Annotated in this window: 26 protein-coding genes; 3 read left to right on the forward strand and 23 right to left on the reverse strand. The window is 64.8% G+C overall.

Annotated elements, in window-relative coordinates; all coding sequences use genetic code 11:
- Nucleotides 1-17: 17 nt before the first annotated feature.
- The 8 genes from DN824_RS09750 to DN824_RS09785 all read right to left on the reverse strand — a co-directional run bounded on the left by DN824_RS09750 (nt 18) and on the right by DN824_RS09785 (nt 10,199).
- Nucleotides 18-3,020, reverse strand: coding sequence for an FAD-binding and (Fe-S)-binding domain-containing protein (locus DN824_RS09750; protein WP_138408208.1), 3,003 nt, complete (start codon nt 3,018-3,020; stop codon nt 18-20).
- A gap of 32 nt (nt 3,021-3,052) precedes the next feature.
- Nucleotides 3,053-4,261 carry a pyridoxal-phosphate-dependent aminotransferase family protein gene (locus DN824_RS09755; RefSeq protein ID WP_138408209.1) on the reverse strand — a complete coding sequence of 403 codons (1,209 nt, stop codon included), beginning with the start codon at nt 4,259-4,261 and terminating at the stop codon, nt 3,053-3,055.
- Nucleotides 4,262-4,332: 71 nt separating this feature from the next.
- Nucleotides 4,333-5,520: a CaiB/BaiF CoA transferase family protein gene (locus tag DN824_RS09760; RefSeq protein WP_138408210.1), complete on the reverse strand. Its 1,188-nt coding sequence runs from the start codon at nt 5,518-5,520 to the stop codon at nt 4,333-4,335.
- Nucleotides 5,521-5,546: 26 nt separating this feature from the next.
- Entirely contained in the window at nt 5,547-6,341 is a 795-nt protein-coding gene (locus tag DN824_RS09765; protein WP_138408211.1) for an enoyl-CoA hydratase, read from the reverse strand.
- Between the two features lie 14 nt (nt 6,342-6,355).
- Nucleotides 6,356-7,642, reverse strand: coding sequence for a TRAP transporter large permease (locus DN824_RS09770; protein ID WP_174236490.1), 1,287 nt, complete (start codon nt 7,640-7,642; stop codon nt 6,356-6,358).
- Nucleotides 7,643-7,695: 53 nt separating this feature from the next.
- Nucleotides 7,696-8,229, reverse strand: coding sequence for a TRAP transporter small permease (locus DN824_RS09775; protein ID WP_138408212.1), 534 nt, complete (start codon nt 8,227-8,229; stop codon nt 7,696-7,698).
- A 69-nt stretch (nt 8,230-8,298) separates the two neighbouring features.
- Nucleotides 8,299-9,276, reverse strand: coding sequence for a TRAP transporter substrate-binding protein (locus DN824_RS09780; RefSeq protein WP_138408213.1), 978 nt, complete (start codon nt 9,274-9,276; stop codon nt 8,299-8,301).
- Nucleotides 9,277-9,737: 461 nt separating this feature from the next.
- Nucleotides 9,738-10,199 (reverse strand): GlcG/HbpS family heme-binding protein, encoded by a 462-nt coding sequence (locus DN824_RS09785; protein ID WP_138408214.1) that lies wholly within the window; start codon nt 10,197-10,199, stop codon nt 9,738-9,740.
- A gap of 219 nt (nt 10,200-10,418) precedes the next feature.
- Here DN824_RS09785 and DN824_RS09790 point away from each other — a divergent pair, with 219 nt between their 5' ends.
- Nucleotides 10,419-11,105, forward strand: coding sequence for a GntR family transcriptional regulator (locus DN824_RS09790; RefSeq protein WP_138408215.1), 687 nt, complete (start codon nt 10,419-10,421; stop codon nt 11,103-11,105).
- A 393-nt stretch (nt 11,106-11,498) separates the two neighbouring features.
- On the opposite strand, the gene thrC is transcribed toward DN824_RS09790, so the two are convergent.
- From thrC to ffh, 11 genes are all read right to left on the reverse strand, one after another.
- A complete protein-coding gene (gene thrC, locus DN824_RS09795) occupies nt 11,499-12,923 on the reverse strand; it encodes a threonine synthase (protein ID WP_138408216.1) in 1,425 nt (474 codons plus the stop codon).
- Between the two features lie 62 nt (nt 12,924-12,985).
- Entirely contained in the window at nt 12,986-14,290 is a 1,305-nt protein-coding gene (locus tag DN824_RS09800; protein ID WP_138408217.1) for a homoserine dehydrogenase, read from the reverse strand.
- Between the two features lie 116 nt (nt 14,291-14,406).
- The gene (locus DN824_RS09805; RefSeq protein ID WP_138408218.1) at nt 14,407-14,895 is read right to left on the reverse strand and encodes a GFA family protein; all 489 of its coding nucleotides are present in this window, start codon (nt 14,893-14,895) and stop codon (nt 14,407-14,409) included.
- Nucleotides 14,896-14,997: 102 nt separating this feature from the next.
- On the reverse strand, nt 14,998-15,726 hold the full coding sequence (locus DN824_RS09810; protein WP_138408219.1) for a thioredoxin fold domain-containing protein: 729 nt from the start codon (nt 15,724-15,726) through the stop codon (nt 14,998-15,000).
- Between the two features lie 88 nt (nt 15,727-15,814).
- Nucleotides 15,815-16,711, reverse strand: a complete 897-nt coding sequence (gene xerD / locus DN824_RS09815) for a site-specific tyrosine recombinase XerD (RefSeq protein WP_138408220.1) — start codon at nt 16,709-16,711, stop codon at nt 15,815-15,817.
- Nucleotides 16,712-16,775: 64 nt separating this feature from the next.
- On the reverse strand, nt 16,776-17,189 hold the full coding sequence (locus tag DN824_RS09820) for an acyl-CoA thioesterase (protein WP_138408221.1): 414 nt from the start codon (nt 17,187-17,189) through the stop codon (nt 16,776-16,778).
- A 156-nt stretch (nt 17,190-17,345) separates the two neighbouring features.
- Entirely contained in the window at nt 17,346-17,696 is a 351-nt protein-coding gene (rplS, locus tag DN824_RS09825; protein ID WP_138408222.1) for a 50S ribosomal protein L19, read from the reverse strand.
- Between the two features lie 46 nt (nt 17,697-17,742).
- Nucleotides 17,743-18,495 (reverse strand): tRNA (guanosine(37)-N1)-methyltransferase TrmD, encoded by a 753-nt coding sequence (gene trmD, locus DN824_RS09830; RefSeq protein WP_138408223.1) that lies wholly within the window; start codon nt 18,493-18,495, stop codon nt 17,743-17,745.
- Between the two features lie 5 nt (nt 18,496-18,500).
- Nucleotides 18,501-19,037, reverse strand: a complete 537-nt coding sequence (gene rimM, locus DN824_RS09835) for a ribosome maturation factor RimM (protein WP_138408224.1) — start codon at nt 19,035-19,037, stop codon at nt 18,501-18,503.
- Nucleotides 19,038-19,041: 4 nt separating this feature from the next.
- Nucleotides 19,042-19,293 carry a 30S ribosomal protein S16 gene (gene rpsP, locus DN824_RS09840; protein ID WP_138408225.1) on the reverse strand — a complete coding sequence of 84 codons (252 nt, stop codon included), beginning with the start codon at nt 19,291-19,293 and terminating at the stop codon, nt 19,042-19,044.
- 136 nt (nt 19,294-19,429) lie between these two features.
- Nucleotides 19,430-20,806, reverse strand: coding sequence for a signal recognition particle protein (ffh, locus tag DN824_RS09845; protein WP_138408226.1), 1,377 nt, complete (start codon nt 20,804-20,806; stop codon nt 19,430-19,432).
- 165 nt (nt 20,807-20,971) lie between these two features.
- Between ffh and DN824_RS09850 the strand changes: the two genes are divergently transcribed.
- Entirely contained in the window at nt 20,972-21,772 is an 801-nt protein-coding gene (locus DN824_RS09850; RefSeq protein ID WP_138408227.1) for a cytochrome C assembly family protein, read from the forward strand.
- A 13-nt stretch (nt 21,773-21,785) separates the two neighbouring features.
- Entirely contained in the window at nt 21,786-23,072 is a 1,287-nt protein-coding gene (locus tag DN824_RS09855; RefSeq protein WP_138408228.1) for an HlyC/CorC family transporter, read from the forward strand.
- 56 nt (nt 23,073-23,128) lie between these two features.
- Here DN824_RS09855 and purT read toward each other — a convergent pair whose 3' ends face one another.
- Genes purT through DN824_RS09875 form a run of 4 tightly spaced genes read right to left on the reverse strand, consistent with a single transcriptional unit; the run spans nt 23,129 to nt 25,698 of the window.
- Nucleotides 23,129-24,310, reverse strand: coding sequence for a formate-dependent phosphoribosylglycinamide formyltransferase (purT, locus tag DN824_RS09860; RefSeq protein ID WP_138408229.1), 1,182 nt, complete (start codon nt 24,308-24,310; stop codon nt 23,129-23,131).
- Between the two features lie 14 nt (nt 24,311-24,324).
- Nucleotides 24,325-24,522: a DUF1289 domain-containing protein gene (locus DN824_RS09865; protein WP_138408230.1), complete on the reverse strand. Its 198-nt coding sequence runs from the start codon at nt 24,520-24,522 to the stop codon at nt 24,325-24,327.
- Nucleotides 24,519-25,043, reverse strand: coding sequence for a gamma carbonic anhydrase family protein (locus DN824_RS09870; protein ID WP_138408231.1), 525 nt, complete (start codon nt 25,041-25,043; stop codon nt 24,519-24,521). The genes DN824_RS09865 and DN824_RS09870 overlap by 4 nt, the downstream gene beginning before the upstream one ends.
- A gap of 46 nt (nt 25,044-25,089) precedes the next feature.
- Entirely contained in the window at nt 25,090-25,698 is a 609-nt protein-coding gene (locus tag DN824_RS09875) for a CoA pyrophosphatase (RefSeq protein WP_138408232.1), read from the reverse strand.
- Nucleotides 25,699-25,754 lie beyond the last annotated feature (56 nt).

Below are 25,754 nucleotides of genomic sequence, written 5' to 3' on the forward strand. Positions count from 1 at the left end.
GGCACCCAAGCCCCGCCTCAGGCCAGCGCCCGCTCCAGCACCCTCGCCACGTGCAACGCTGTTCTCTGGGCCCCGTCGTGGATCTGGTGTCGGCAGCTGGTGCCGTCGGCCACCACCAGGTCATCCGCCTCCGCCTTGCGTACCGCCGGCAGCAGCGCCAGCTCACCCATCTGCATCGACGCCTCGTAGTGCTCGCGCTCGTAGCCGAAGCTGCCGGCCATGCCGCAGCACGAGGTCTCGACCGTCCTGACCTCCAGCTGCGGTATCCAGCGCAGCACCTGCTCCACTGGGCGCAGCGCGTCGAACGCCTTCTGATGGCAATGCCCGTGGAGCAGCGCCCGGGTTTCGGCCAGCGGCTTGAGGTCGAGCCGCAGGTGACCGGCCTGGTGCTCGCGCAGCAGGAACTCCTCGAACAGGAAGGAGGCCTTCGACAGCGCCACCGCCTGCTCGCCGTAGCCGTAGCGCAGGAACTCGTCGCGCATGGTCAGCAGGCACGAAGGCTCCAGGCCGACGATGGCGACGCCGCGCTCGACGAACGGCAGCAGGTGGTCCAGCGCGCGTTTTGCCTCGGCCTTGGCCTTCTCCACCTGCCCGGAGGCGAGGTAGGTGCGACCGCAGCAGAGCGGGCGCTGGCCCGGCGCCTGGTTGAAGTGCACCCGATAGCCGGCCGCCTCCAGCACCCGCCGCGCGGCCCGTGCGTTTTCCGGTTCCATGTAGTTGTTGAAGGTGTCGACGAACAGCAGCACGTCCCGCGTCTGCGTCGCGCTCTCCGTGCCGCTGGCCTCGGCCAGAAAGTCGCCAACGAAGCTCGGCAGCGCGCGCTGGTCGGCCAGGCCCAACCGGCGCTTGACCCAGCGCGACAGCAACGGTACCCGCTCGACCGCCGCCACCGCGCCGGCCAGATGGCGTGCATAGGGCGCATAGCGCGGCATCTCGGCAATCAGCCGTTCGCGTAGCGGAATGGCATGTCTGCTGGCCCAGGCAGCGCGCGCCTCGATCTTCATCTTCGCCATGTCGACGCCGGTCGGACATTCGCGCTTGCAGCCCTTGCAGGACACGCACAGATCCAGTGCTGCCTTCACGTCCTCGCTGGCCAGCCCTTCGCTGCCAAGCTGCCCGGACAGCGCCAGGCGCAGGGTGTTGGCGCGCCCGCGGGTCAGGTGCTGCTCGTTGCGCGTGGCGCGGTAGCTCGGGCACATGGTGCCGGCGTCGAACTTGCGGCAGTGGCCATTGTTGTTGCACATCTCCACGGCCTTGATCAGCCCGCCGGTGGGGTCGCCGGCGCTGCCCGGCGCGCTCTGCTCGCCGGTCAACGGGTCACGCAGCACGTCCCAATCCGACCAGTCCAGCACCGGCGTGACCGGCATCGGCTGGTAGGTCCGAGGGAAGCGGAAGTAGCTGTGATCGTCCATTCGCGGCGTGTCGACGATCTTGCCGGGGTTGAGCAGGTTGTCCGGGTCGAACAGTTGCTTGATCTCCTTGAACGCGGCGTTGAGCTGTGGGCCGAACTGCCAGGCCACCCACTCGCCGCGACAGATGCCATCGCCGTGCTCGCCGGAAAACGCCCCCTTGTACGCGCGCACCAGTTCAGACGCCTCCTCGGCGATGGCGCGCATCTTGTCCGAACCGTCGCGACGCATGTCGAGGATCGGCCGCACGTGCAGGGTGCCGACGCTGGCGTGGGCGTACCAGGTACCCTCGGTGCCGTGCTTGTGGAACACCTCGGTGAGCTTGGCGGTATATTCGGCGAGGTGCTCCAGCGGCACCGCGCAGTCCTCGATGAAAGACACCGGCTTACCGTCGCCCTTCATGCTCATCATGATGTTCAGGCCGGCCTTGCGCACATTCCACAGCGCCGTCTGCTCGGCGCCCTCGATCATGCTGACCACGCTGCCCGGCAGCCCGAGGTCGGCCATCAGCTCGCTCAGGCGGTCCAGCTGCCGACGCAGCTCACCGGCGTCCTCGCCGGCGAACTCGACCAGCAGCAGCGCATCCGGCTGGCCGATCAGGGCCTTCTCGATCACCGGGCGGAAGGCGGGATTCTCCAGCGACAGCTCGATCATGGTGCGGTCTACCAGCTCGACCGCGGTAGGGTCGAGTTTGACGATGTGCTGGGTCATGTCCATCGACTGGTAGAAGCCGGGGAAATTCACCACCCCCAGCACCTTGTGACGCGGCAGCGGCGAGAGCCGCAGCTTGATCCGCCGGGTCACGCCGAGCGTGCCCTCGGAGCCGACCAGCAGGTGCGCCAGGTTGATCTGCCCGTCCGGGTCGTAGGGCCTCGGGTTCTGGCAGTCGAACAGGTCGAGGTTGTAGCCGCCGACCCGTCGCAGCACCTTGGGGAAATGCTCCTGGATGTTCGGCTGCTCGCGTTCGGCGATGCGCTGCACCTGGCGGGTGATCTCGCGCATCCGCTCGTTCGCCGGCAGTTCGTGCAGAAAACCGAAGTAGCCCTGGCTGCCGTCCGCCAGCAACGCCTCGATGCCGAGCACGTTGTGCACCATGTTGCCGTAGTGGATCGAGCGCGAGCCGCAGGAGTTGTTACCGGCCATGCCGCCGATGGTGCACTGGGCCGACGTCGAAACGTCCACCGGGAACCACAGGCCGTGCGGCTTGAGCCAGCGATTGAGGTCGTCGAGCACCATGCCCGGCTCGACCACCACGGTGCGCGCCTCGAGGTCGAACTCGACCACCTGGTTCAGCCAGCGGCTGGTGTCCACCACCAGCGCGTCGCCCACGGTCTGCCCGCACTGGCTGGTGCCGCCGCCGCGCGCCAGCAGCGGCACACGGGCCTCGCGGGCAATGTCCAGCGCGACCTGGAGGTCATCCTGGTGCCGGGGAATGACGACGCCCACCGGCATCACCTGGTAGATCGAGGCATCGGTCGAATAGCGGCCGCGCGACGCGGCATCGAACAGCACCTCCCCGGCGATCTCGCGTTGCAGTCTCGCCGCCAGCTCGGTCACCCGGGCCGCCGGCACCTTGCTCGTCTGTAAACCTGATCCGCTCAACGAAGTCATCTCGACCTCCTGTTCTGCCGTCGGGGAAGACATCAGCTGGCGGTAGCCAGCGGATGCGCCGCGAAATAGTCCAGGGCCGCGAGCACGCCGCTGCCCTGGAGCTTCGCCCCGGACAGCTTGAGGCCGGCCTCGCAGCCGCCGAGGGTGGCGATCAGCGTCAGGTCGTTACAGTCGCCCAAATGGCCGATGCGGAACATCTTGCCCTTGGCCTTGCCAAGCCCGGTGCCCAGCGACAGGTCGAAGCGCTTGTAGATCAGGCTGCGAACGGCGTCGGCGTCGATGCCCTCGGGCATCACCACGCCGGTCAGCACCGGCGAGTAGACGCTCGGGTCCTGGCACTGCACTTCCAGCCCCCAGCATTCGACTGCGGTGCGCACGCCGGCCGCCCAGCGCTGGTGGCGGGCGAACACCTGCTCCAGCCCCTCATCGAGGAGCATGTCCAGCGCCTCGTTCAGGCCGTACAGCAGGTTGGTGTTGGGGGTATACGGCCAGTAGCCGCTCTTGTTCATCTCCAGGATCTCGTCCCAGGCCCAGAAGCTCTTCGGCAGCTGCGCGCGGCGGCTGGCCTCGACGGCCTTGGCGGAGACGGCGTTGAAGCTGATGCCCGGCGGCAGCATCAGGCCCTTCTGCGAGCCGGAGATGGTCACGTCGACGCCCCAGCCATCGTGCTGGTAGTCGGCGCAGGCCAGGCCCGAGATGGTGTCCACCAGCAGCAGCGCCGGGTGCCGCGCCTCGTCGAGCGCACGGCGCACGGCGGCGATGTCGCTGGTCACGCCGGTGGAGGTTTCGTTGTGCACCACGCAGACCGCCTTGATCTCGTGGTTGCTGTCCTCCTTCAGGCGCCGCTCGATCATGTCGGCCTGCACCCCGTTGCGCCAGCCCTCGTACCCCGGCAGGCCGAGGAACTCGGGCTCGAGCCCCAGCCGGCGCGCCATCTTTTCCCACAGGGTGGCGAAATGGCCAGTCTCGAACATCAGCACCCGGTCGCCCGGCGAGAGGGTGTTGACCAGCGCCGCTTCCCAGGCGCCGGTACCGGAGGCCGGGTAGATGACCACCGACTGCTGGGTCTTGAACACCTCGCGGACCTTGCGCAGCACTTCCAGCCCCAGCGCGCCGAACTCCGGGCCGCGGTGGTCGATGGTCGGCAGGCTCATGGCGCGCAGGATGCGATCCGGCACCGGCGACGGGCCGGGGATCTGGAGGAAATGGCGACCGGAGGGATGGAAATCGAGTTTCAACATGGCGGCTCTCCTTCTTTGTTCTTTTTGTTTTTTGCGTTTTGCATGCAATGAAAATCAGCAAAAACGCGGATTCAACGGACGCAGCCTTCGCTGCGCAGGCTCTGAATCTCGTCGTCGCTCATGCCGATGCCCTGCAGCACCTCGTCCGTGTGCTGGGCGAACAGCGGCGCCGGGTAACGGATCTGCAAGGGGGTCCGGGAGAACTTGGTCGGGAAGCCGATCGTCTTCATCTCGCCGATCACCGGATGGCTGACCTGCTTGACCATGTCCCGCGCCAGGTAATGCTCGTCGTGCATGGCCTGAGCGAAGTCATTGATCGGCCCGGCCGGCACCCCAGCCGTGTCACAGCGCTCGAGCCAGTGCTTCATGGGCTGCCGCACCAGGATCTCCTCGAGCAGCGTCTCCAGCACCTCGACGTTGCGCCCGCGGTCGCTGTTGGTGACGAAGCGCTCGTCGGCGAGCAGGTCCTCGCGGCCGATCACGTCGCGGCAGAAGCGCTCCCAGGTTCTCTGGTTCGCGCAGCCGAGCATCATGTAGCCGTCCGCAGCCTTGACCGCCTGGTACGGTGCCGACACCCGATGGCGCGAACCGGTGGGCTTGGGCACGGTTCCCTCGGCGAAATAGGCGGCCGCTTCCCAGCTGAACCAGGGCAGCCCGCACTCGGCGATGGCGATGTCGACGTGCTGCCCTTCCCCGGTGTTCTGCTTGTGGATGTAGGCCGCGAGGATCGAATAGATGGCGGTGATGCCGGCGCCGATGTCGTACACCGCGATGCCGGTCTTCAGCGGACGCTTGCCCGGCTCGCCGGTCATCGACATCAGCCCGGTCATGCCCTGGGCGACCAGGTCGAAGCCACCCTTGTTGCTGTAGGGCCCGGTCTGGCCGTAGCCGGAGATGGAGCAGTAGATGATGCCGGGGTTGATCCGGCGGATCGTCTCGTAGTCGATCTCCAGCGACTGGGTCACGCCCGGCCGGTAGTTCTCCACGATCACGTCGGCGTCGGCGGCGAGCCGGTAGAACACCTCGCGGGCGCGCGGGTCCTTGAGGTTCAGCGAGATGCTCTTCTTGTTCCGGTTGATCTGGAAGAAGCAGGTCGACTCGCCGTTGACGTAGGGGCCCATCTGCCGGCTGTCGTCGCCGCCGTTGGCCTTCTCGACCTTGATCACCTCGGCGCCGAGATCGCCCAGCACCATGGTGCAGTACGGGCCGGCCATGATCTGCGAGATATCGAGGATTTTCACGTTGTTCAATGGAAGCATTGGGTTTCTCCAGAGCGGGCGCGTGACTACTGGCCGGTCCAATCGAACGGCGTCTTGCTGGCGAAATGGCCGACGGCCGTCTTGAAATCGCGGCTGCCGTAGCAGGCGCGTATCCAGTCGTCGCTGGCATCGGCCGAGGCCCGGCGGTGCGCCAGCACCCGGTTGATGGTGGCCTTGGTGGCCTGCACGGTGAGCGGCGCGCGCCGGGCGAACGCCTGCGCCTTGCGGGCGACCTCCTGGTGGATGCTGTCCGCCGCGAAGACCTCGCCGACCAGGCCGACCGCCGCCGCTTCCGGCGCCTCGATCAGCCGGGCGGCCATCAGCACCTCCTTGGTCCGCGCGACGCCGAGCAGGTCCATCAGTCGCGAGACATTGGTCACCGACAGGCAGTTGCCCAGCGTCTGCGCGATCGGCACGCCGAACTTCAGCGACGGCGTGCAGTAGCGGAAGTCGCAGGCCAGGGCGATGGCCGCGCCGCCGCCGACGCAGAACCCCTCGAGCAGCGCCAGGGTGGGCTTGCGCATGTTCTCCAGCCCGGCGATCACGCTGTCGATGCGCCGCTCGTAGGCCACGCCCGCCTCGCCGCCCTCGAAGTCGGCGAACTGGGCGATGTCGGTGCCGGCGACGAAGGCCTTGCCGCCGCAGCCGTGGAACACCACCGCGACCACCTCGGGGTTGTCGTCCACCTCCTGGCGGAGCCGGTCCAGACTGTCGTACATGCTCCAGGTCATCGCGTTTCGGCTTTCCGGCCGGTCGAAGCCAATCCAGGCGACCCCCTGCTCGATCCGGCAGGCTACCTGCCCCTGAGTCGTGTCAGTCATGCTTGCCTCCTCCGTCATGTGCCGTAGACCAGGTTCACCAACGCCATGGCGACGGCCGGCACGTAGGTGTTGATCAGCAGGATCAGGGTCAGCACGCCGAGGAACCACAGGTTGGTGCGGGTGGTGGCCCAGATGTCGGCCTTGGCGATCGAGCAGGAAGCGATCAGCACGCTGGCCACCGGCGGCGTCTGCTGGCCGATGGCCAGGTTCAGCGTGACGATCAGGCCGAAGTGGATCGGGTCGATGCCGACCGCCAGCACCAGCGGCAGGACGATGGGCACCACCAGGATGATCGCCGCCGCCGAGTGCAGGAACATGCCGAGGATGAGGAAGATGATGTTGAGCAGCGCCAGGATCACGTACTTGTTGCTGGTCCACTCGCTGATCTGGCTGGCCAGTTGCTGCGGCAGTTGCGTTTCGGTCAGATACAGCCCCACCACCGCGGAACTGGCCACCAGCAGCATCACCACCGCGGTCTGGATGCCCGCATCGAGGCAGGCCTTGTAGAAAGTCTTCAGGGTGAACTCGCGGTAGATGACAGCGCTGATGAAGATCGCCACCACCACCGCCAGGGCCGCGCCTTCGGTGGCGGTCACCACCCCTCCGAAAATACCGCCCAGGATGATGACCGGGATCGACAATGCCCAGATCGAGCCCTTGAACGCCTCCCAGAGTTTCTTCGCGCGGAACTCGCCTTCGGACGGAAAATTGTGCTTCTTGGCCAGGTAGTAGCACATCGCAGCCAGGCCCAGCGCCCCGAGCAGCCCCGGGAAGACGCCGGCGACGAACATCTTCACCACCGATTCGCCCGACATCACCGCGTAGAGAATCATCGGGATCGACGGCGGCAGGATGATCGCCAGGCTCGCTGCCGAGGAGGACAGCGCCGCGGAAAACTCCTTCGAGTAGCCCTTCTTCTTCATCGCCGGGATCATGATGCTGCCGATGGCCGAGACGCCCGCCACCGCCGAACCGGAGATTTCGGCGAAGAAGATCGAGGCGCCGATGGTGACCATCGACAAGCCGCCCTTGATGAAGCCCAGCATGGCCGAGGCCAGGTCGATCAGGCGCCGGGAGATGCTCGAGGCGTTCATGATGGCGCCGGCGAGGATGAACAGCGGGATGGCGATCAGCGGGAAGCTGGTGGTGCCGTCGTACATGACCATCCCGATGTTGGGAAGCGCCAGTGCGCCGTAACTCATGAAAATCGCCACCGCACCGACCACACCCAGCGCGATGGCCACCGGGACGTTGATGAGTATCAGGAATATCAAGCCAAGGAACATGTATAGGATGGTCATTTCTTGTTCTCTCCCGAGCGCCGCGACGGACGTTCGTTATGCATTTCGGCCACTCACGCCTTGGCGAGCTTGATGCCGGCTTCTTCGAGTTCGTGATCGACGAATCCGTCGCCCCTGGCACTCTCGATCACTTCCGGCAACCGCAGCAGCTCGGCGATGATGAATAGCGCGGAACCGATCGGCAGCACGGACTGGGTCAGTTGCAGCGACACGCTGGTCAGGCTGACCAGCGTCGAACCTTCCAGGATCAGAACCACCTGAGTGCCGGTCCAGGCCAGCAGCACGAAGAAGCCGATGGTGATCGCCTCGGCGACCAGCGCGATCGGCAGGCGCAGCCTCGGGGAGAAGTAGTTCACCACGCTCGGGCAGCCGATATGCGCACCCTTGGCGGCGGCCAGCGCCGCGCCGTAATAGGTGAGCCAGGCCAGCCCGACGGAGGCCACTTCGTCGTACCAGCTGAACGGCGAGCCGGCCAGCCGCGAGGCGAACCCGATGGTGATCACCAGGGCCAGCGCCACGACGTTGAGCACCACGATGACTTCGAGAAACTTGGAAAAACCCTTTCTGAAAGCAGCGACGGAATTCATCAGCTCTCTCCGATCTATGGGGCATCGCCGCACCGGACCTCGGTGCGGTCATGCGCAGGCAGGTGGGGGTCACATCTGGCGGAGCTGTTTCACCTTGTCGAGCATCGCCTGGCCGCCTTCGACCTCCTTGGCGAACTTGGCGTAGATCGCGGCGGAGCCATCGATGAAGGCCTGCTGGTCGACCTCGTTCACCTCCATGCCGGCCTCTTCCATCTTCTTCACCAGGCTGTCGTCGAGCGCCTTGCCCTGCTCCAAGGCGTAAGCCTCGACCTGCTGGGCGGCTTCGCTCAGCGCCTGCCTCACGTCCTCGGGGAAGCGCTTCCAGCTCGCGCCGGCGACGACGAAGGCGGGGGTGTAGACATGGTTGGACATGGAGAGGTACTTCTGGACCTCGTGGAAGCGCTGCGAATAGCTCTGCACCAGCGGGTTTTCCTGGCCGTCCATCGCACCGGTCTGCAGCGCCACGAAGGCTTCGGAGAGCGCCATCGGAGCCGGGTTGGCACCGTAGCTTTTGAACATTTCGACGCGCCAGATGCCGTTCGGCGTCCTCAGCTTCAGGCCTTTCAGATCGCTCGGCACGACGATGGGCCGGGCGTTGTTGGTGATCTGCCGAACACCGTTCTCCCAGACCCCGATGATCTTGTAGCCCTTGCCTTCAGCGGCCTTGTACAGCTCGTCGCGAACCAGCCCGTCGCGGACACGCTTCATGTGCTCGCGATCGCTGATCAGGTAGGGCATTTCGAACAATGAGAACGCCGGCGCCACGCTGCTCATCACTGTCGAGGGCAGCGCCAGGTCGAGCGAGCCGAGCTTGAGCTTGTTGAGCATCTGCGAGTCGTCGCCGAGCTGGCTGGACCCGTAGATGATGACCTTGGCCTTGCCTTCGAGCTTTTCGTTGGCGATGCGCGCGAACTCGTTGGCCGAGATTTCGAACAGCGAACCCGGGCCACCGACGTGCCCGAATTTGATCTGTCTCTCGGCCGCCTGTGCCGACGCTGCGGCAAGACCTAGCAGGGATGCGACCAATGCCGTCTTCAGGATTTTCATGCTGACCTCCACTGTTGTTTTTATTGAGGTGGTACTGCAATCACCGTCGGAAACCATGTGGGTGGCCCGACGCGCATCGCCGGCAGGCGGCGTGCTGGAGCCCGGTAGTTCGCATTGCGGACAGCAACCAAGGCTTCAAGGAAAAATGAATTCATTATTCATCATCCCGTTCAGACCTTAGTTCAGCTTTTCGAGAGGCGCCAGAAAGGAATCGAAGAAATTTCGGGCGGTCCGTGAAGGGTCTTGAAAGGAGCTGTCCCCTAGGGCAATGGGCATTCGCGCAGCCGGACTGCCGTTGGTGACTGAATAGACATGCAGCGGCCGGCACGCTCTGTTAGGGCCTGCACGGCCGGGACAAGAGCCCGGCGTATGGGGAATAGAGTCGCCGACGACGACCATCCATCCGTGGCATCGAGGCGCGGGCCGAGAGAGAGGACCGGTCGGCAGCGCCCCGCGTCGTATCAAGCCGGCACGATGCCGGCCTTGAATCCTGCCGCTTCGATTCCGCTGATCGCGGCCTGCTCGTCCTCGTCCGAGGAAGCGCCGCTGACACCCACCGCGCCGATGACCTCTTCGTTGCCGTCGAGAATCAGCACGCCGCCGGGCACCGGAATGAAGCGACCATCGGACGCGGCGGCCACCGCGGCGAGAAAGGCCGGACGCGCTTCGTTGCGTTCGCCGACCGTGCGGCTGGCGACGCCGTTGCCCAGCGCGGCAAAGGCCTTGCCTCTGGCAACCGCGAAACGCAGCGGGGCGCAACCGTCCTCGCGCTCGGCAGCGATGAGGTTGCCGCCGCCGTCCATGACGAAGGCGGTCAGCGGTTCCATGTCCTTCGCCCTCGCCTCGGCGAACGCCGCATCCAGGATGCGTCGGGCCTGGGCCCGTGAAATCGCCACGCTCGAACGGTAAACCTTGCCAGCCATGTCATTTCTCCTCAGGGTGTATCGGATCGGACGGAGTGCTTTCGCGGCTGCGAAGGCACTCCGTAAACTCCGCTACTGGCTTACCGGAAAACAGGCGAAACGCTGTTATTCGGTCCGGCTTCGCGTAGATCGCACTTTCGAGCTAATTTGTATTCTTAATTCAAAAGCTAGCACAGCGTGGCCAGGCGGCAATGTTGCCGACCTACCGGAGGTGCCGAAATGACGCTACCCGCGCAGGAGAAGTCGTTGGACAAGATTCAGCACAGGATTCTCTACCAGGAAGCGGCCAACCGAATCCGCGAACTGATCGAACACGGTGCGCTGATCGCCGGGGAGAAAATCTCGGAAAAGCAGCTGTGTGAGAAATTCGGTATTTCCAGGACGCCGCTTCGTGAAGCCCTCAAGGTGCTGACGTCCGAGGGGCTGGTGGAGATCCTGCCGAATCGCGGGGCGCGGGTGAGCCGCCTGACGCTGAGCGACGTCGAACACACCTACGACGTCATGGGTGCTCTGGAGGGTTTGGCCGGCGAAACCGCCTGCCGCCACCTGACGGACGAGGAGTTCGCGCGGATCTGCGACCTGCACCAACAGATGCTCGGGCACTACCAGCGCAAGGAGCTGCAGGCCTATTTCGAGGCCAACCGGCAGATCCACGAGTGCATCCTTCTGGCCTCGCGCAACGCCATCCTGCTGGAGATGTACAACAACCTCAGCCAGCGGATCAAAAGAATTCGCTACACCATGGAAATGAGCGATGCCTTCTGGCGCAAGGCAGTGAACGATCACGAGGAAATGATCGAAGCGCTGCGCGCACGCGACGGCAAGCGCCTGGGCGACATCCTTCGCGGGCATCTCGGTCAGAAGATCGGGGCGGTCAACCTTGCCGGCGTGGTCAATCCCGACTGAGCTCTTTGCGCGGTGTCAGACGAGCGCCCCGCGAATGAAGAGCAGCGCCAGCGCGACGAAGTGAATCAGGGCGAAGCGAGCAGGGCTCGGGATATGCGATGCAGGCAAAGAATGATCTGCATAACCATAACGGACCGGGCGCCCGCCACACCGCGAATTTTCTGAACGGGAGCTTAAGCCAGCCCCTGACCTAACCGCGCCGGCCGCAAGTGATTCCAAGGGGTATCGCCGCGAGGCCGCGAGCAGATCGGTCGCAGGCGCGCCAGCTTTTAGAGGCGCTCATTGAAGCCTCAGGCAACGGCGAGCTTTTCCCGGCTTCGTTGCGAGAAAAAAGCCCTGTACTCGCCCGCTGCCCTGGCTAAAGGACACCCTGTTGCGCCGGCTCGCCGTCCGTCAGAGTGGCTTGCCGCGGTTGCCGTGCTGGCTGACGAACGCCTGTACCGCTTCCAGCGCGTTCGGCAGCACGGTGCAGCGCTCCGCGCGCTGGAACAGGTCCGACAGATGCGCCGGCAGCTCCAGCGCCTTGCCGACACCCGCCTGGGTGACCGCATCGGGGAATTTCACCGGGTGCGCGGTACCCAGGATCACCATAGGCGTGGCCAGGTTGCGCCGGCATTCACGCGCCGCGCGCACGCCGATCGCGGTGTGCGGGTCGAGCAGCTCGCCGCTGGCCTTGAAGACCTCGGCGATGGTCGCGCAGGTTTGCGCATCGTCCACCGCCAGCGAATCGAACAGGCGACGCGCTTCGGTCCAGCGATCTTCCTCGACGGCCAGCTTGCCGCTGGCACGGAAGCCGTTGAGCAGCTCGGCCACCGCCGCACCGTTGCGCCCGTGCAGGTCGAACAGCAGGCGCTCGAAGTTGGAGGACACCATGATGTCCATCGACGGCGACAGGCTGGCGTGCAGCGTGTCCTTGTCGTAGCGGTTGCCGCTCATGAAGCGGTGCAGGATGTCGTTGCGGTTGGTCGCGACGATCAGTTGGCTGATCGGCAGGCCCATGTTGCGCGCCAGGTAGCCGGCGAAGATATCGCCGAAATTGCCGGTAGGCACCGAGAACGCGACCGAGCGCGCCGGGCCACCCAGCTGCAGCGCCGCATGGAAGTAATAGACGATCTGGGCCATGATCCGCGCCCAGTTGATCGAGTTGACCGCGACCAGGCGTGTGCTCTTGAGAAAACCCTGGTCGGCGAAGCTCGCCTTGACCATCTCCTGGCAATCGTCGAAGTTGCCTTCGATGGCGATGTTGTGGATGTTCTCGCCGAGAATGGTCGTCATCTGGCGGCGCTGCACTTCGGACACGCGGTTGTGCGGGTGCAGGATGAAGATGTCGACGTTCTCGCAGCGGCGGCAGCCCTCGATGGCGGCCGAGCCGGTGTCGCCGGATGTGGCGCCCATGATCACCACCCGCTCGCCACGCTTGGCCAGCACGTAGTCCAGCAGGCGGCCGAGCAGTTGCAGGGCGAAGTCCTTGAACGCCAGGGTCGGGCCGTGGAACAGCTCGAGCACCCATTCGTTGGCATCCAGCTGACGCAGCGGCGCCACGGCGCCGTGGGCGAACACGCCACCTTCGCCGGTCGCGTAGGTCTCTTCCAGAATCCGCTTGAAATCGGCATCCGGGATGCTGCCGGCCACGAATGGGCGCATCACCCGGAATGCCAGCTCGTGATAGGGCAGGCCGGCCCAGGATGCGATTTCTTCCTGGGTGAAGCGCGGCAGGTTTTCCGGCACGTAGAGACCGCCGTCGCTGGCCAGGCCAGCGAGCAGGACGTCTTCGAAATTCAGGGCCGATGCCTGGCCGCGGGTGCTGATGTAGCGCATGTATTCAAAACCTTCGGTTTGGGCCTGAAGCCAGAGCGATCCGTCCCAGCTTCCAGCTCCAGTTAGTTCAGTTGTTCGACGCGAATCCGCACGACGCTGCCAACCACATCGTCCAGCGCCTCGAGGGCGGCGATCGCATCGTCGATGCGCTGCTCGACCACCCGATGGGTGACCAGGATCACCGGCACCAGCCCATCGTGTTCCTCGACTTCCTTCTGCATGATCGACTCTATGTTGATCCCGCGCTCGGACAGAATGGTCGCGACCTGGGCGAGAACGCCCGGATGGTCCTTGGCCTGGATGCGCAGGTAATAGGCGCTTTCGCAGGCGCCGATCGGCAGGATCGGGTGATCCGACAGCGCGTCGGGCTGGAAGGCCAGGTGAGGGACGCGGTTGTTCGGATCGGTGGTCAGCGCCCGCGCCACATCCACCAGGTCGGCGACCACGGCCGAGGCCGTCGGCTCCATGCCGGCGCCGGCGCCGTAATAAAGGGTCGAGCCCACGGCATCGCCATTGACCATCACCGCGTTCATGACGCCGTTGACGTTGGCGATGAGGCGGTCGGCGGGGATGAGCGTCGGATGCACGCGAAGCTCGATGCCCGCGGCGGTGCGGCGCGCGACGCCCAGGTGCTTGATGCGATAGCCCAGCGCCTCGGCATAATTCACGTCGGCCGTGGCCAGGCGGGAAATCCCCTCGGTGTAGGCCTTGTCGAACTGCAGCGGGATACCGAAGGCGATAGAAGCCAGGATGGTCAGCTTGTGGGCCGCGTCGATGCCTTCGACGTCGAACGTCGGATCGGCCTCGGCATAACCCAGCGCCTGGGCTTCCTTGAGCACGTCCTCGAAGGTACGGCCCTTCTCGCGCATTTCGGTCAGGATGAAGTTGCCCGTGCCGTTGATGATCCCGGCGAGCCAGTTGATCTGGTTGGCGGCAAGCCCCTCACGGATCGCCTTGATGACCGGGATGCCACCGGCCACCGACGCCTCGAACGCCACGATCACGCCCTGCTCCCGGGCACGGGCGAAGATCTCGTTGCCGTGGACGGCGATCAGCGCCTTGTTGGCGGTCACCACGTGCTTGCCGTTGGCGATGGCCTTGAGCACCACCTCGCGGGCGACGGTGTAGCCGCCGATCAGCTCGACGACGATATCGATTTCCGGATTATCGACCACCTCGAACACGTCGCTGCAGGTGGGAGTGGAGCCGGTGTCGCACTTGGGGTTCGGCCGGCGGGTAGCAATCTGTGCAACCTCGATTCCGCGCCCGGCACGGCGGGCAATCTCCTCGGCGTTGCGTTTGAGCACATTGAAGGTACCGCCACCGACGTTACCCAGCCCACAGATGCCAACTTTCACCGGTTTCAAGCTGAACTCCCCATGCCAACGAAACGGTCGGCGCGCCGACCGAACAAAAGAGCCGCACATTACGAAGCATGGGGGTTTTAGTCAATCGGCGCGGGGAGCGGCAGGCGCTGCGGCGCTTAGCAGGAAAGCCCAAGTCGCTCGTGCCACTGCGCCAGGGATTCGTCGGGATACTCATCGAAGGTCTTGTCGTTGGCCATGACCTGCGGCTCCACCCAGGCGGCCTTCGAACCCAGCATCAGGTGGGTATGTTCCGGCGGGACCGGAAGCGGCGTATCGATCACCGAGGCATGCGGGTGGACCAGATCCGGCCAGTTCGGATCCCAGAGCCAGAGCGCACTGCCGCACTGCTTGCAGAAATGCCGCTGGCCGTCGCTGACGCTTGCCTTGCCGTCGCCGTCGTCCACCATTCGCGCCCGGTAGACGCCCAGATGATTGCGCCCTTCGACCTGCAGGGTCCTGTTGTCGGCCCCCAGGTTGATGGCATAACCGCCGCCACCCGCCGTCTTGCGGCAGATGGAACAGTAGCAGCGCATGAAGGGGTAGGGCTGCGCGGATTCGACGCTGAAGCGCACCGCGCGGCAATGACAGGAACCTTCCAGCTTCATGGTGACCTCCTCGCTCGTGTTACAGCTCTGAGCGAGGAAGGCTAAGCCAAGTTTCGGCACGCCGCCGGCCGACGGGGTCTTCCGGACCGGCGGCGATGCGGCTTACTGGCCGGCCTGGAGGGCGATCTCGGCCAGTTGCGGCGCTGGCTGGTAGCCTGGGATCATGTGTCCGTCAGCCAGGACGATGGCAGGAGTCCCCTGCACGCCCATCATCTGCCCCATCGCGAATTGCTTGGCCACGGGATTGTCGCAACTGGCATCGGCCACCTTCTCGCGGGCCTTGGCCTTGTCCATCGCAGCCTGGCGATCCTTGGCGCACCAGACATTGGTGAGGGTCTTGGCGCCCGCGCTGTTGAGACCCTGACGCGGGAAGGCCATGTAGCGAACCTCGACGCCGCGGCGATTGAGCTCTTTCACTTCGCTGTGCAGCTTCTGGCAATAGCCGCAATCGGTATCGGTGAACACGGTGATGTGGGTCTTCGGCTTTTCAGGCGCGAACACCACCATTTCGCTCGCCGGCACGGCGTTGATTTCCTTGGCGACAGCGCTGGCCTGGGCCTCCTCGGTGAGGTTGACCGCCTGCCCGTCCTTGAACTGGAACAGGTAACCCTGGATCAGGAACTGGCCGTCGGCGCTGGCATACAGCTGCCGCCCGCCCGTCAGCTGAACCTGGTAGACGCCAGGCATGGGGCTCTCGGCGATGGCCTGGATCGGCAGGTCGGGCTGCAGGGCTTGCAGCGATCGGCGGATGGCCTGGTCGGGGTCGGCCGCAAGAGCCAGGGAACCGGACAGACCGAGGGCCATCGCAGCGAACAAACGAATCACGCGCATGAACTGAAATCTCCTGACAGCGGCGTGGAAAAAGTGAGCCAGCCTACCACAGCGGGCATGCGGCCCGTTGCCGGGCAGCGCACAACGGTCAGCCGCGCGGATGATGCCGCGCGTGCAGCTCCTGCAGGCGGGCACGTGCGATATGGGTGTAGATCTGGGTGGTGGACAGGTCGCTATGGCCGAGCAGCATCTGCACGGTGCGCAGGTCGGCCCCGTGATTGAGCAGGTGGGTCGCGAAAGCATGGCGCAGGGTATGCGGCGAAATCGATTTGCCGATCCCGGCCACCGTCGCATGCAGCTTGATTCGATGCCAGAAGGTCTGGCGAGTCATCTGATCGCCGCGCTGGCTGGGAAACAGCACATCGCTCGCCTTTCCCGACAGCAGTTCGCCTCGCGCCTCGCGCAGGTAGCGCTCGATCCAGTGCATCGCCTCGTCCCCCATCGGCACCAGGCGCTCCTTGTTGCCCTTGCCGAAGGTGCGCAGCACACCCTGACGCAGACTGACCTGTTCGAGCGTCAGGCTGATCAGTTCGGTTACCCGCAATCCGCATGCGTAGAGAACCTCGAGCATCGCACGGTCGCGCAGCCCCAACGGCTCGCCGGTATCCGGCGCCGCCAGCAACGCCTCGACATCGGCCTCGGAAAGGGTCTTGGGCAACGGCCGACCCAGCCGGGGCATTTCCACGCGAAGCGTCGGGTCCTGGTCGATCCGCCCCTCCCGCAAGAGGTAGCGGTAGAAACCGCGCAACCCGGACAGAAATCGCGCGGTGGAGCGCGCCTGGTAACCCTGGCCGAGGCGCCAGGCCAGGTGATCGAGAATGATCTCCCGCCCGGCCCCCTCCAGCGCGACGCCACGCTCGTGCAGCCAGCCGTGGAACAGCCCCAGATCCGTGCGATAGGCCTCGCGGGTATTCTCGGCCAGGCCCTTTTCGAGCCAGAGGGCATCGAGGAACTGATCGATCAGGGGGTCTTCGCGAAGGCTCATGGGCTATCGGATTTCGAACGAGGGCGCCCAGTCTTCCACAGCCGCGCGCGAAAGCGCCAGCGCCTCACTCGACCAGGCCAGGCAAGACCGGTACCGGCCGCTGCTCTTCATTGATGGCGACGAAACTGAAGGTCCCCTCGATCGCTTTCTCGCGACCGTCGGCGCTCATGCTCTCGACGAACACCTCGACCGAAACCTTGAGGCTGGTGTTGCCCACTTTGACCACCCGTCCGATCAGCTCGACGATCGAACCCGCCGGAATCGGATGGTTGAAGTCGATACGGTCAGTGGAAACCGTCACCAGCGGCAGGCGGCAGAAACGCGTCGCGGTGATGAAGGACACCTCGTCCATCCAGGCCAGGGCGGTCCCGCCAAACAGGGTGTTGTGATGATTGGTGGTGGGCGGAAACACCGCCTTGGTGACACGCGTCTCGGACAGCTGCGTGCGACGCTGGATTTCGAGTTCTCTGGAGGTCATGCCACGCTCTACGACTACGGGAGTGGGCTGCCACGGCGACGGTTGTTGTGATTGTTCTACGCTGCACGCAGGCAGATACCGCGGACCGCCCGGTCAGCGATCCCCTGAATGCAAAAAAGCAGCCCGAAGGCTGCTTTTTCGATGGAACCGCTGTCCTCAGGACAGCTTTTCCTTGATGCGTGCGGCCTTGCCGGACAGCTCGCGAAGGTAGTACAGCTTGGCCTTGCGGACATCGCCGCGGCGCTTGACGCTGACGCTGTCGACCAGCGGGCTGTAGGACTGGAAGGTACGCTCCACGCCCACACCGTTGGAGATCTTGCGAACGGTGAACGCGCTGTTCAGACCGCGGTTGCGCTTGCCGATCACCACGCCTTCGAAGGCCTGCAGGCGCTGACGGTCGCCTTCCTTCACCTTCACCTGAACGATCACGGTGTCGCCCGGGGCGAACGGCGGGATTTCCTTGGTCATCTGCTCGGCTTCGAGCTGCTGGATGATCTTGTTGGTCATGCTGTGTGCTCCTAAGGCGGACCGTCTCGGGTACGCCATCGATACGTTAACTATCGTCCCGCTGACGGATGTATTCCGCCAGCAGCTTCTGTTCTTCTCCAGAAAGCGAGCGGCTATCCAGAAGATCAGCGCGGCGTTCCCAGGTCCTTCCGAGGGACTGCTGCAAACGCCAGCGCCGGATGTGTTCGTGGTTGCCGCTGAGCAGCACCTCAGGAACACGCTTATCCGCATACACCTCGGGTCGGGTGTAGTGCGGGCAGTCGAGCAGGCCGTCGGTAAACGAGTCCTCCTCGGCCGAATCAGCATGACCCAGCGCTCCGGGAAGCAAGCGGGTCACGGCATCGATCAGCACCATGGCCGGCAGCTCGCCACCGGACAACACGTAATCGCCAACCGACCATTCTTCGTCCACGTGCGCTTCGATGAAGCGCTCGTCGATACCTTCGTACCGACCGGCGATGAGGATCAGAGCCTCCCCCTTCGCCATTTCTCGGACGTCCGCCTGCTTGAGCTGACGTCCCTGCGGCGACAGGTAGATGACCTTCGCCTTCTCCCCTGCCGCGAGCCTGGCATCGGCCAGAGCGCGCTCCAGCGGAGCGATCTTCATCACCATTCCCGGGCCACCGCCGAAGGGGCGGTCGTCCACCGTCTGGTGCCGATCCTCGGTATAGCTGCGGGGATTCCAGCACGTCAGCTGGAGCAACCCCTGCTTTACCGCACGACTGGTGATCCCCCAGTCGCTGATGGCCGCGAACATGTCCGGAAACAGGGTGATGACTTCAACGCGCAAGGTCGCCACGCCGCTCAGAAGTCCGCATCCCAGTCGACCTGCATCAGCCCGGCAGCCAGATCGACCTTCAGCACGCACTGCTCGGTATAGGGCAGCAAGCGTTCGCGATCGTCCAGGCTACCGTCGACCGGCTTGACCACCAGCACGTCGTTCGCACCGGTCTCGAGAAGATGGTCCACCACGCCGAGCCACTGCCCTTCCTGGTTGACGACCTTCAGCCCCTGGAGCTGGAACCAGTAATACTCGTCGCCAGCCAGGGCCGGCAGCTCGCTGCGAGGAACGCAGATCTCGAAATCCGCGTAGCTACGCGCGACCTCGCGATCATCCAGCCCCTTCAGCTTGGCCACCAGGACCTTGTTCTGCAGCCTGCCCGAGGTCATGACCACCTGCTTGACCTCGCCACCTCGCCTCAGCGTCCAGTTGCGATAATCGAGCAGGTTTTCAATGGGATCGGTGAAGGAATACACCTTCACCTCACCGCGCACACCATGCACCGAAACGATCTTGCCGAGAACGATCAGATCGTCGGCCGGGGCAGGCGTGGCGCTCATAGGATCAGGCAGCGGCCTTGGCAGCTTCCTTGAGCAGCTGAGCAACGCGCTCAGACGGCTGTGCGCCCTGGCTCAGCCAGTAGCTGGCACGCTCCTGGTCGACCGAGAGCTTCACTTCCGCACCCGAGGCGATCGGGTTGAAGAAGCCGATACGCTCAACGAAACGACCATCGCGCGCGTTGCGGCTGTTGGTCACGGTCAGGTGGTAGAAAGGGCGCTTCTTGGAGCCGCCACGAGCGAGACGAATGGTTACCATGTGAACATCGTTCCTGTAGTCGGTGCTGCGAATCTGGTTACACGGGCCCTAGGCCCGAAAGGCCGCATATTCTAAGGATAAACGGCAGGATTGCAAATGGTTTCAGCGGCCGGCGCCGAAGTGCCTGCCGGGCGGACTAGAACTTGGGCATGCCGCCGCCTGGGAACATACCGCCCATGCCGCGCATCATCTTGCTCATGCCGCCCTTGGCGGTGACCTTCTTCATCATCTTCTGCATCTGCTTGTGCTGCTTGATCAGCCGGCCGATGTCCTGCACCTGGGTGCCGGAACCCAAGGCGATGCGCCGCTTGCGCGAGCCACTGATGATGTCCGGATTGCGCCGCTCGGCAGGGGTCATCGAGTTGATGATCGCCTCCATCTGCCTGAACTGCTTTTCCGCCGCGCCCTGGGCATTGCCCATCTGCGAAAGGTTCATGCCGCCAATGGAGGGCAGCTTGTCCATCAGGCCGCCGAGACCGCCCATGTTCTTCATCTGCTGGAGCTGGTCGCGAAAGTCCTCGAGATCGAAGCCCTTGCCCTTCTTAAGCTTCTTGGTGAGCTTTTCCGCCTTTTCGCGATCGAGCGTCTGTTCGGCCTGCTCGATGAGACTGAGCACATCGCCCATGCCGAGGATGCGCGAAGCGATGCGGTCCGGATGGAAAGGCTCGAGCGCGTCGCTCTTCTCGCCCATGCCGAGAAACTTGATCGGCTTGCCGGTGATCGAGCGCACCGAAAGCGCGGCACCGCCGCGCGCATCACCGTCGACCTTGGTCAGCACCACGCCGGTGAGCGGCAGCGCATCGCCGAAGGCCTTGGCGGTATTGGCCGCATCCTGACCGGTCATCGCATCGACCACGAACAGCGTCTCGGCCGGCTTGATCGCGCCATGGACAGCCTGGATCTCGGCCATCATCTCGCTATCGATCGCCAGGCGACCCGCGGTATCGACCAGCACGACATCGATGAATTTGAGCTTGGCCTCGCGGATCGCCGCCTGGGCGATGTCCACCGGCTTCTGGCTGGTATCGGACGGGAAGAAGGTCACGCCCACTTCGGCCGCCAGGGTTTCCAGCTGCTTGATCGCCGCCGGGCGATAGACGTCGGCGGAAACCACCAGCACCGTCTTCTTCTTGCGCTCCTTGAGAAAGCGCGCCAGCTTGCCGACCGTGGTGGTCTTGCCCGCACCCTGCAGGCCGGCCATCAGCACCACCGCCGGGGGCGAGACGTTCAGGGCCAGGTCTTCGTTGGCGGCGCCCATCAGCTCTTCGAGCTCGGCGCGCACGATCTTCACGAACGCCTGACCCGGCGTCAGGCTCTTCGAGACCTCGGTGCCGACCGCGCGATCCTTGACCCGGTTGACGAAGTCCTTGACCACCGGCAGGGCGACGTCGGCTTCGAGCAGCGCCATGCGCACTTCGCGCAGGGTGTCCTTGATGTTGTCTTCGGTCAGCTTCGCCTTGCCGGTGACATGGCGCAGGGTCTGGGAAAGACGGTCGGTAAGGTTTTCAAACATGAGCCATTCCACGCTGGATGTGGTGAGGGCGCGATTATAGAAGCGGGAAGGCGCCAGCCGGTACCCCGCCCGTCACGGTTTTCGTCAAGCCCCGGCCGCGCGCCTGCTTTTGCAGCCCTGGTCTTTGTGCCACACTCAGCGCCTTTCCAGCTCGCTCCCGGATCTATGCACCCTCTGCTACCCAGCCTCGCTGCCGCCCTCCTTTACGCTGGCGCCACTGGCTACCAAGGCCTGCGACTGACGCAGCGCGCCATGCCGGACAAACGCCTGCTGCTCGGCCTGGGGCTGCTCGCATTGCTCGCCCACGGTGTGAGCCTAGCCATGCAGCTGCTGACACCGGCCGGCCTTCATCTGGACTTCTTCACCGCCTCCAGCCTGATCGCGGCCGCCGTGATCCTGCTCATCCTGATGGCGCTGTACCGCATGCCGGTGGAGAACCTCCTGCTGTTGCTGTTTCCGCTGGGCTGCCTGACCGTTCTGTTTGCCGAGTTCGCCCCCTCGGGCACCGTGCCGGCGATCATCGAGCAGCCCGGCATACTGGCGCACATCCTGCTATCGATACTCGCCTACGGCCTGCTGACCATCGCCGTGTTCCAGGCCCTGCTGTTGCTGCTGCAAGATCATCACCTCAAGCACAAGCACCCGTCCGGCCTGATCAAGAACTTCCCGCCGCTGCAGACGATGGAAAGCCTGCTGTTCGGTTTTCTCTGGGCCGGCTGGCTGCTGCTATCGGCGTCGCTGGTCTCCGGCTGGATGTTCCTCGACGACCTGTTCGCCCAGCACCTGGTACACAAGACGCTTCTGTCGGTCGTCGCCTGGGTGGTCTTCGGCCTTCTGCTCTGGGGCCGCCATCGCCTCGGCTGGCGGGGCCACAAGGCCATTCGCTGGACGCTGGCCGGCTTTTGCCTGCTGATGCTGGCCTACTTCGGCAGCAAGCTCGTCCGCGAATTCATCCTGCACATCTGAGGCAGATCGTTACGTGGAAAACATCCATCCCGGCGTCCTGGTTGGCGTTCTGATCTTCCTGCTGCTGTGCTCGGCGTTCTTTTCGAGCTCCGAGACCGGCATGCTCAGCCTCAACCGCTACCGCCTGCGCCATCAGGCCAAGGAAGGACATCGCGCAGCCAAGCGTGTCAGCGACCTTCTGGCGCGCCCCGATCGCCTGCTGGGCACCATTCTGGTCGGCAACAACTTCGTCAACATCCTCGCCTCGTCCATCGCCACGGTGCTGGCCGTGCGGCTGTGGGGCGAGGCCGGCATCGCCATCGCCACCATCGGCCTGACCCTGTTCCTGCTGATCTTCGGCGAGATCACGCCCAAGACCCTGGCCGCGCTGCGCCCCGAGAAGGTCGCCTATCCCTTCAGCCTGCCCCTGCTGATGCTGCAGAAGGTGTTCTATCCCCTGGTGCTGGCACTGGGCTGGATCAGCAATGGGCTGCTGAGGATGCTCGGCGTCGACCCGGCGAGCAAGGCCACCGACAGCCTGTCCACGGAGGAACTGCGCAGCGTGGTGCGTGAATCCGGCGCAGACCTGCCATTGAACCGACAGAACATGCTGCTCGGCATCCTCGACCTGGAAAAGGTGCGGGTGGACGACATCATGATCCCCCGCCACGAGGTGACCGGGATCGACCTCGAGGACGACCTCGAGACCATCGTCGCCCAGCTCCGGACCACCCCGCACACGCGCATCCCGGTGTTCCGCAAGGACATCAACCACATCGAGGGCATCGTGCACATGCGCAAGATCGCCCGCCTGCTGAGCCACGACCAGCTGACCAAGGACAACCTGCGCGCCGCCTGCAACGAGCCCTACTTCGTGCCGGAGAACACGCCGCTATCGACCCAGCTGCTCAACTTCCAGAAGCAGAAGCGTCGGATCGGCATCGTCGTCGACGAATACGGCGAAGTGCTGGGCATCGTGACCCTGGAGGACATCCTCGAAGAGATCGTCGGGGAATTCAGCAACCAGGACACCCTGCTCAGCCCGGACATCCATCCGCAGGAAGACGGCACCCACGTGATCGATGGCGCCGCCTATCTGCGGGAAATCAACCGGGCGCTCGGCTGGCAGCTGCCCGTCGACGGTCCCAAGACCGTCAACGGCCTGATCACCGAAGCCCTCGAGCACATCCCCGACAGTGGCGTCTGCCTGCAGGTCGGCCGTTATCGCCTGGAGATCCTTCAGGCCTCCGACAACCGGGTCAAAAGCGTTCGCGCCTGGGCGCTGCCCGAGCCGACCAGGGAAGACGAAGAGTCGCCCTGACCGCAAGGATGCCCGCCACGGCGGCAGGCATCGCTTCGACCGGCACCCAGGCCCCGCTAGAGTTCTACCTTGACCGCCTGCGCCGAACGCAGCGCCTTGGCACGGGCGGCCTCGATGGATTCGTCGCGGGCCAGGGCCACGCCCATGCGTCGCTGGCCACTGACCTGGGGCTTGCCGAACAGGCGCAAGGCGGTGTCGGCCTCGCTCAAGGCGGCATCGAGGCTGCCGAAGCTGACCCGGTCCGACTCACCTTCGACCAGAATGACCGCCGACGCCGCCGGGCCGAACTGACGAATCGCCGGAATCGGCAAGCCGAGGATCGCCCGGGCATGCAGGGCGAATTCGGACAGATCCTGTGAAATCAGGGTGACCAGACCCGTGTCGTGCGGACGCGGCGACACCTCGCAGAACCACACCTGATCGCCCTTGACGAACAGCTCCACGCCGAAGATACCGCGCCCACCCAACCCCTCGGTAACCGCCAGGGCAATGCGCTCGGCCTCCGCGCGAGCCGCCTCGCTCATCGCCTGCGGCTGCCAGGACTCCTGGTAGTCGCCCTTTTCCTGGCGATGCCCGACCGGTTCGCAGAAGGTGGTGCCGCCCGCGTGCCGCACGGTCAGCAGGGTGATTTCATAATCGAAGTCGATGAAGCCCTCGACGATGACGCGCCCCTGCCCGGCACGGCCGCCGGCCTGGGCATAGTTCCAGGCGGCCTCGACATCGTCGGCGCTCCTGAGCACCGACTGCCCCTTGCCGGATGAACTCATCACCGGCTTGATCAGGCAGGGAAAACCGAGTTCGGCGGTCGCGCCACGGCATTGCTCCAGCGAGTCGGCGAAGCGGTACGGCGAGGTCGGCAACCCCAGTTCCTCCGCGGCCAGACGGCGAATACCCTCACGGTTCATCGTCAGACGCGCCGCCCGGGCTGTCGGGATCACGGTGAAGCCCTCGGACTCCAGCTCGACCAGCGTCGCCGTGGCGATCGCCTCGATCTCGGGCACGATATAGTGCGGCCGCTCCTGTTCGATGACGCGCCGCAGCGCCTCTCCGTCGAGCATGTCGATCACGTGGCTGCGGTGGGCGACCTGCATGGCGGGCGCCTTGTCATAACGATCGACGGCAATCACCTCGACGCCAAGCCGCTGCAGCTCGATGACCAGTTCCTTGCCGAGTTCGCCGCTGCCGCAAAGCAGGACGCGCGTGGCGCTGTTGGACAGCGGAGTACCAATACGAGACATGGGGTTCCTCAGGGTTATAGCAATATGCCGGCTGCACGGGCGCGCTCGTGGCAGCGCACGAGCACCTGACGGCGCTCGGCGTTGTCCATGCGACCCCAGCGGGTGATCTCTTCGGCTGTGCGCTGACAGCCTCCGCAGACATCCTCATCGTCCAGGGCGCAGATGCTCACGCACGGCGAGGCGACGGGTTTTTCGGGACGCGCCTCGCTCAATCGTCCTGCTCCTGCAGATCGCGCGCGTAGCGCTGGGCGTTGTGCACGTAGTGCGCCGCGCTGGCCTCGAGCATCTTGCGCTGCGCCTCGGTCAGTTCGCGCACCACCTTGCCGGGCGAGCCGACCACCAGCGAGCCGTCGGGTATCTCCTTGCCTTCGGGGATCAGGCTGTTGGCGCCGATGATGCAGTACTTGCCGATCTTCGCGCCGTTGAGCACCACGGCGTTGATCCCGATCAGGCTGTAATCCCCCACCGTACAGCCATGCAGCATCACCTTGTGGCCGATGGTGACGCCCGTCCCGAGGGTCAGCGGATAGCCCATGTCGGTATGGATCACGCTGCCGTCCTGCACGTTGCTGTTCGGCCCGATGTGGATGAGCTCGTTGTCGCCGCGCAGCACCGCGTTGAACCACACGCTGGCGCCCGCCTCCAGGCGAATCTTGCCCACCAGCGTGGCATTCGGCGCGACCCAGCTTTGCGGGTCGGCATCGACACGGGAATCACCCAAACGGTATTTCATCACTCACCTCATGCTGTGGCTGTGCTTCCGGGATGCGCGCGGGCGGTCATCGGCCGCCGAGGTCGCGAAACGAATCGGAGGGGCGGTGCAGCTCGATGCCGGCGTCATAGACCAGATTGACAAGCTCGACGATCATGATCGCCGTGAGGCCCCAGATGCGGTATTCGCCATACTGGTACGACGGCACATACCAGCTCTGCCCGCGGTAATCGATGCGGTGCGTGACTTCTCGCGGGTCCTGGCGGAAGAACTCCAGCGGCACCGAGAACACGGCGGCGATCTCGGCGTCGTTGGGCCGATACTCCACGTAATCCGGCACCAGCCCGACATAGGGCGTGACGTGGATGCCGTAGCGCGACACCAGGCTGCTGAGCGGACCGATGACTTCGACCATGCCGGGGGCCAGCCCGACCTCCTCCTGGGCTTCGCGCAAGGCGGTGTGCACCAGGTCGCGGTCTTCCGGGTCACGCCGTCCACCGGGGAACGCCACCTCGCCGCCGTGGGTGGACAACCCGCTGGCACGCAGCGTCAGCACCAGCTCAGGCTCCTCCACACGGGTGATGGGCATCAGTACCGCGGCTTCGGGCAGGTCTACTTCGGGCTCCATCAGACGCGGCGAGTAATCGCGCACCCTCTGGAGAATGTGGTCCAGCATCGAATTTCTCGTCTTTTTTCTTCGCTCGGCATCATGGCACGAAACGGCCAGCGCGC

This window comes from Stutzerimonas nosocomialis (genome assembly GCF_005876855.1).
In the GTDB taxonomy this organism is placed as follows: Bacteria; Pseudomonadota; Gammaproteobacteria; order Pseudomonadales; family Pseudomonadaceae; genus Stutzerimonas; species Stutzerimonas nosocomialis.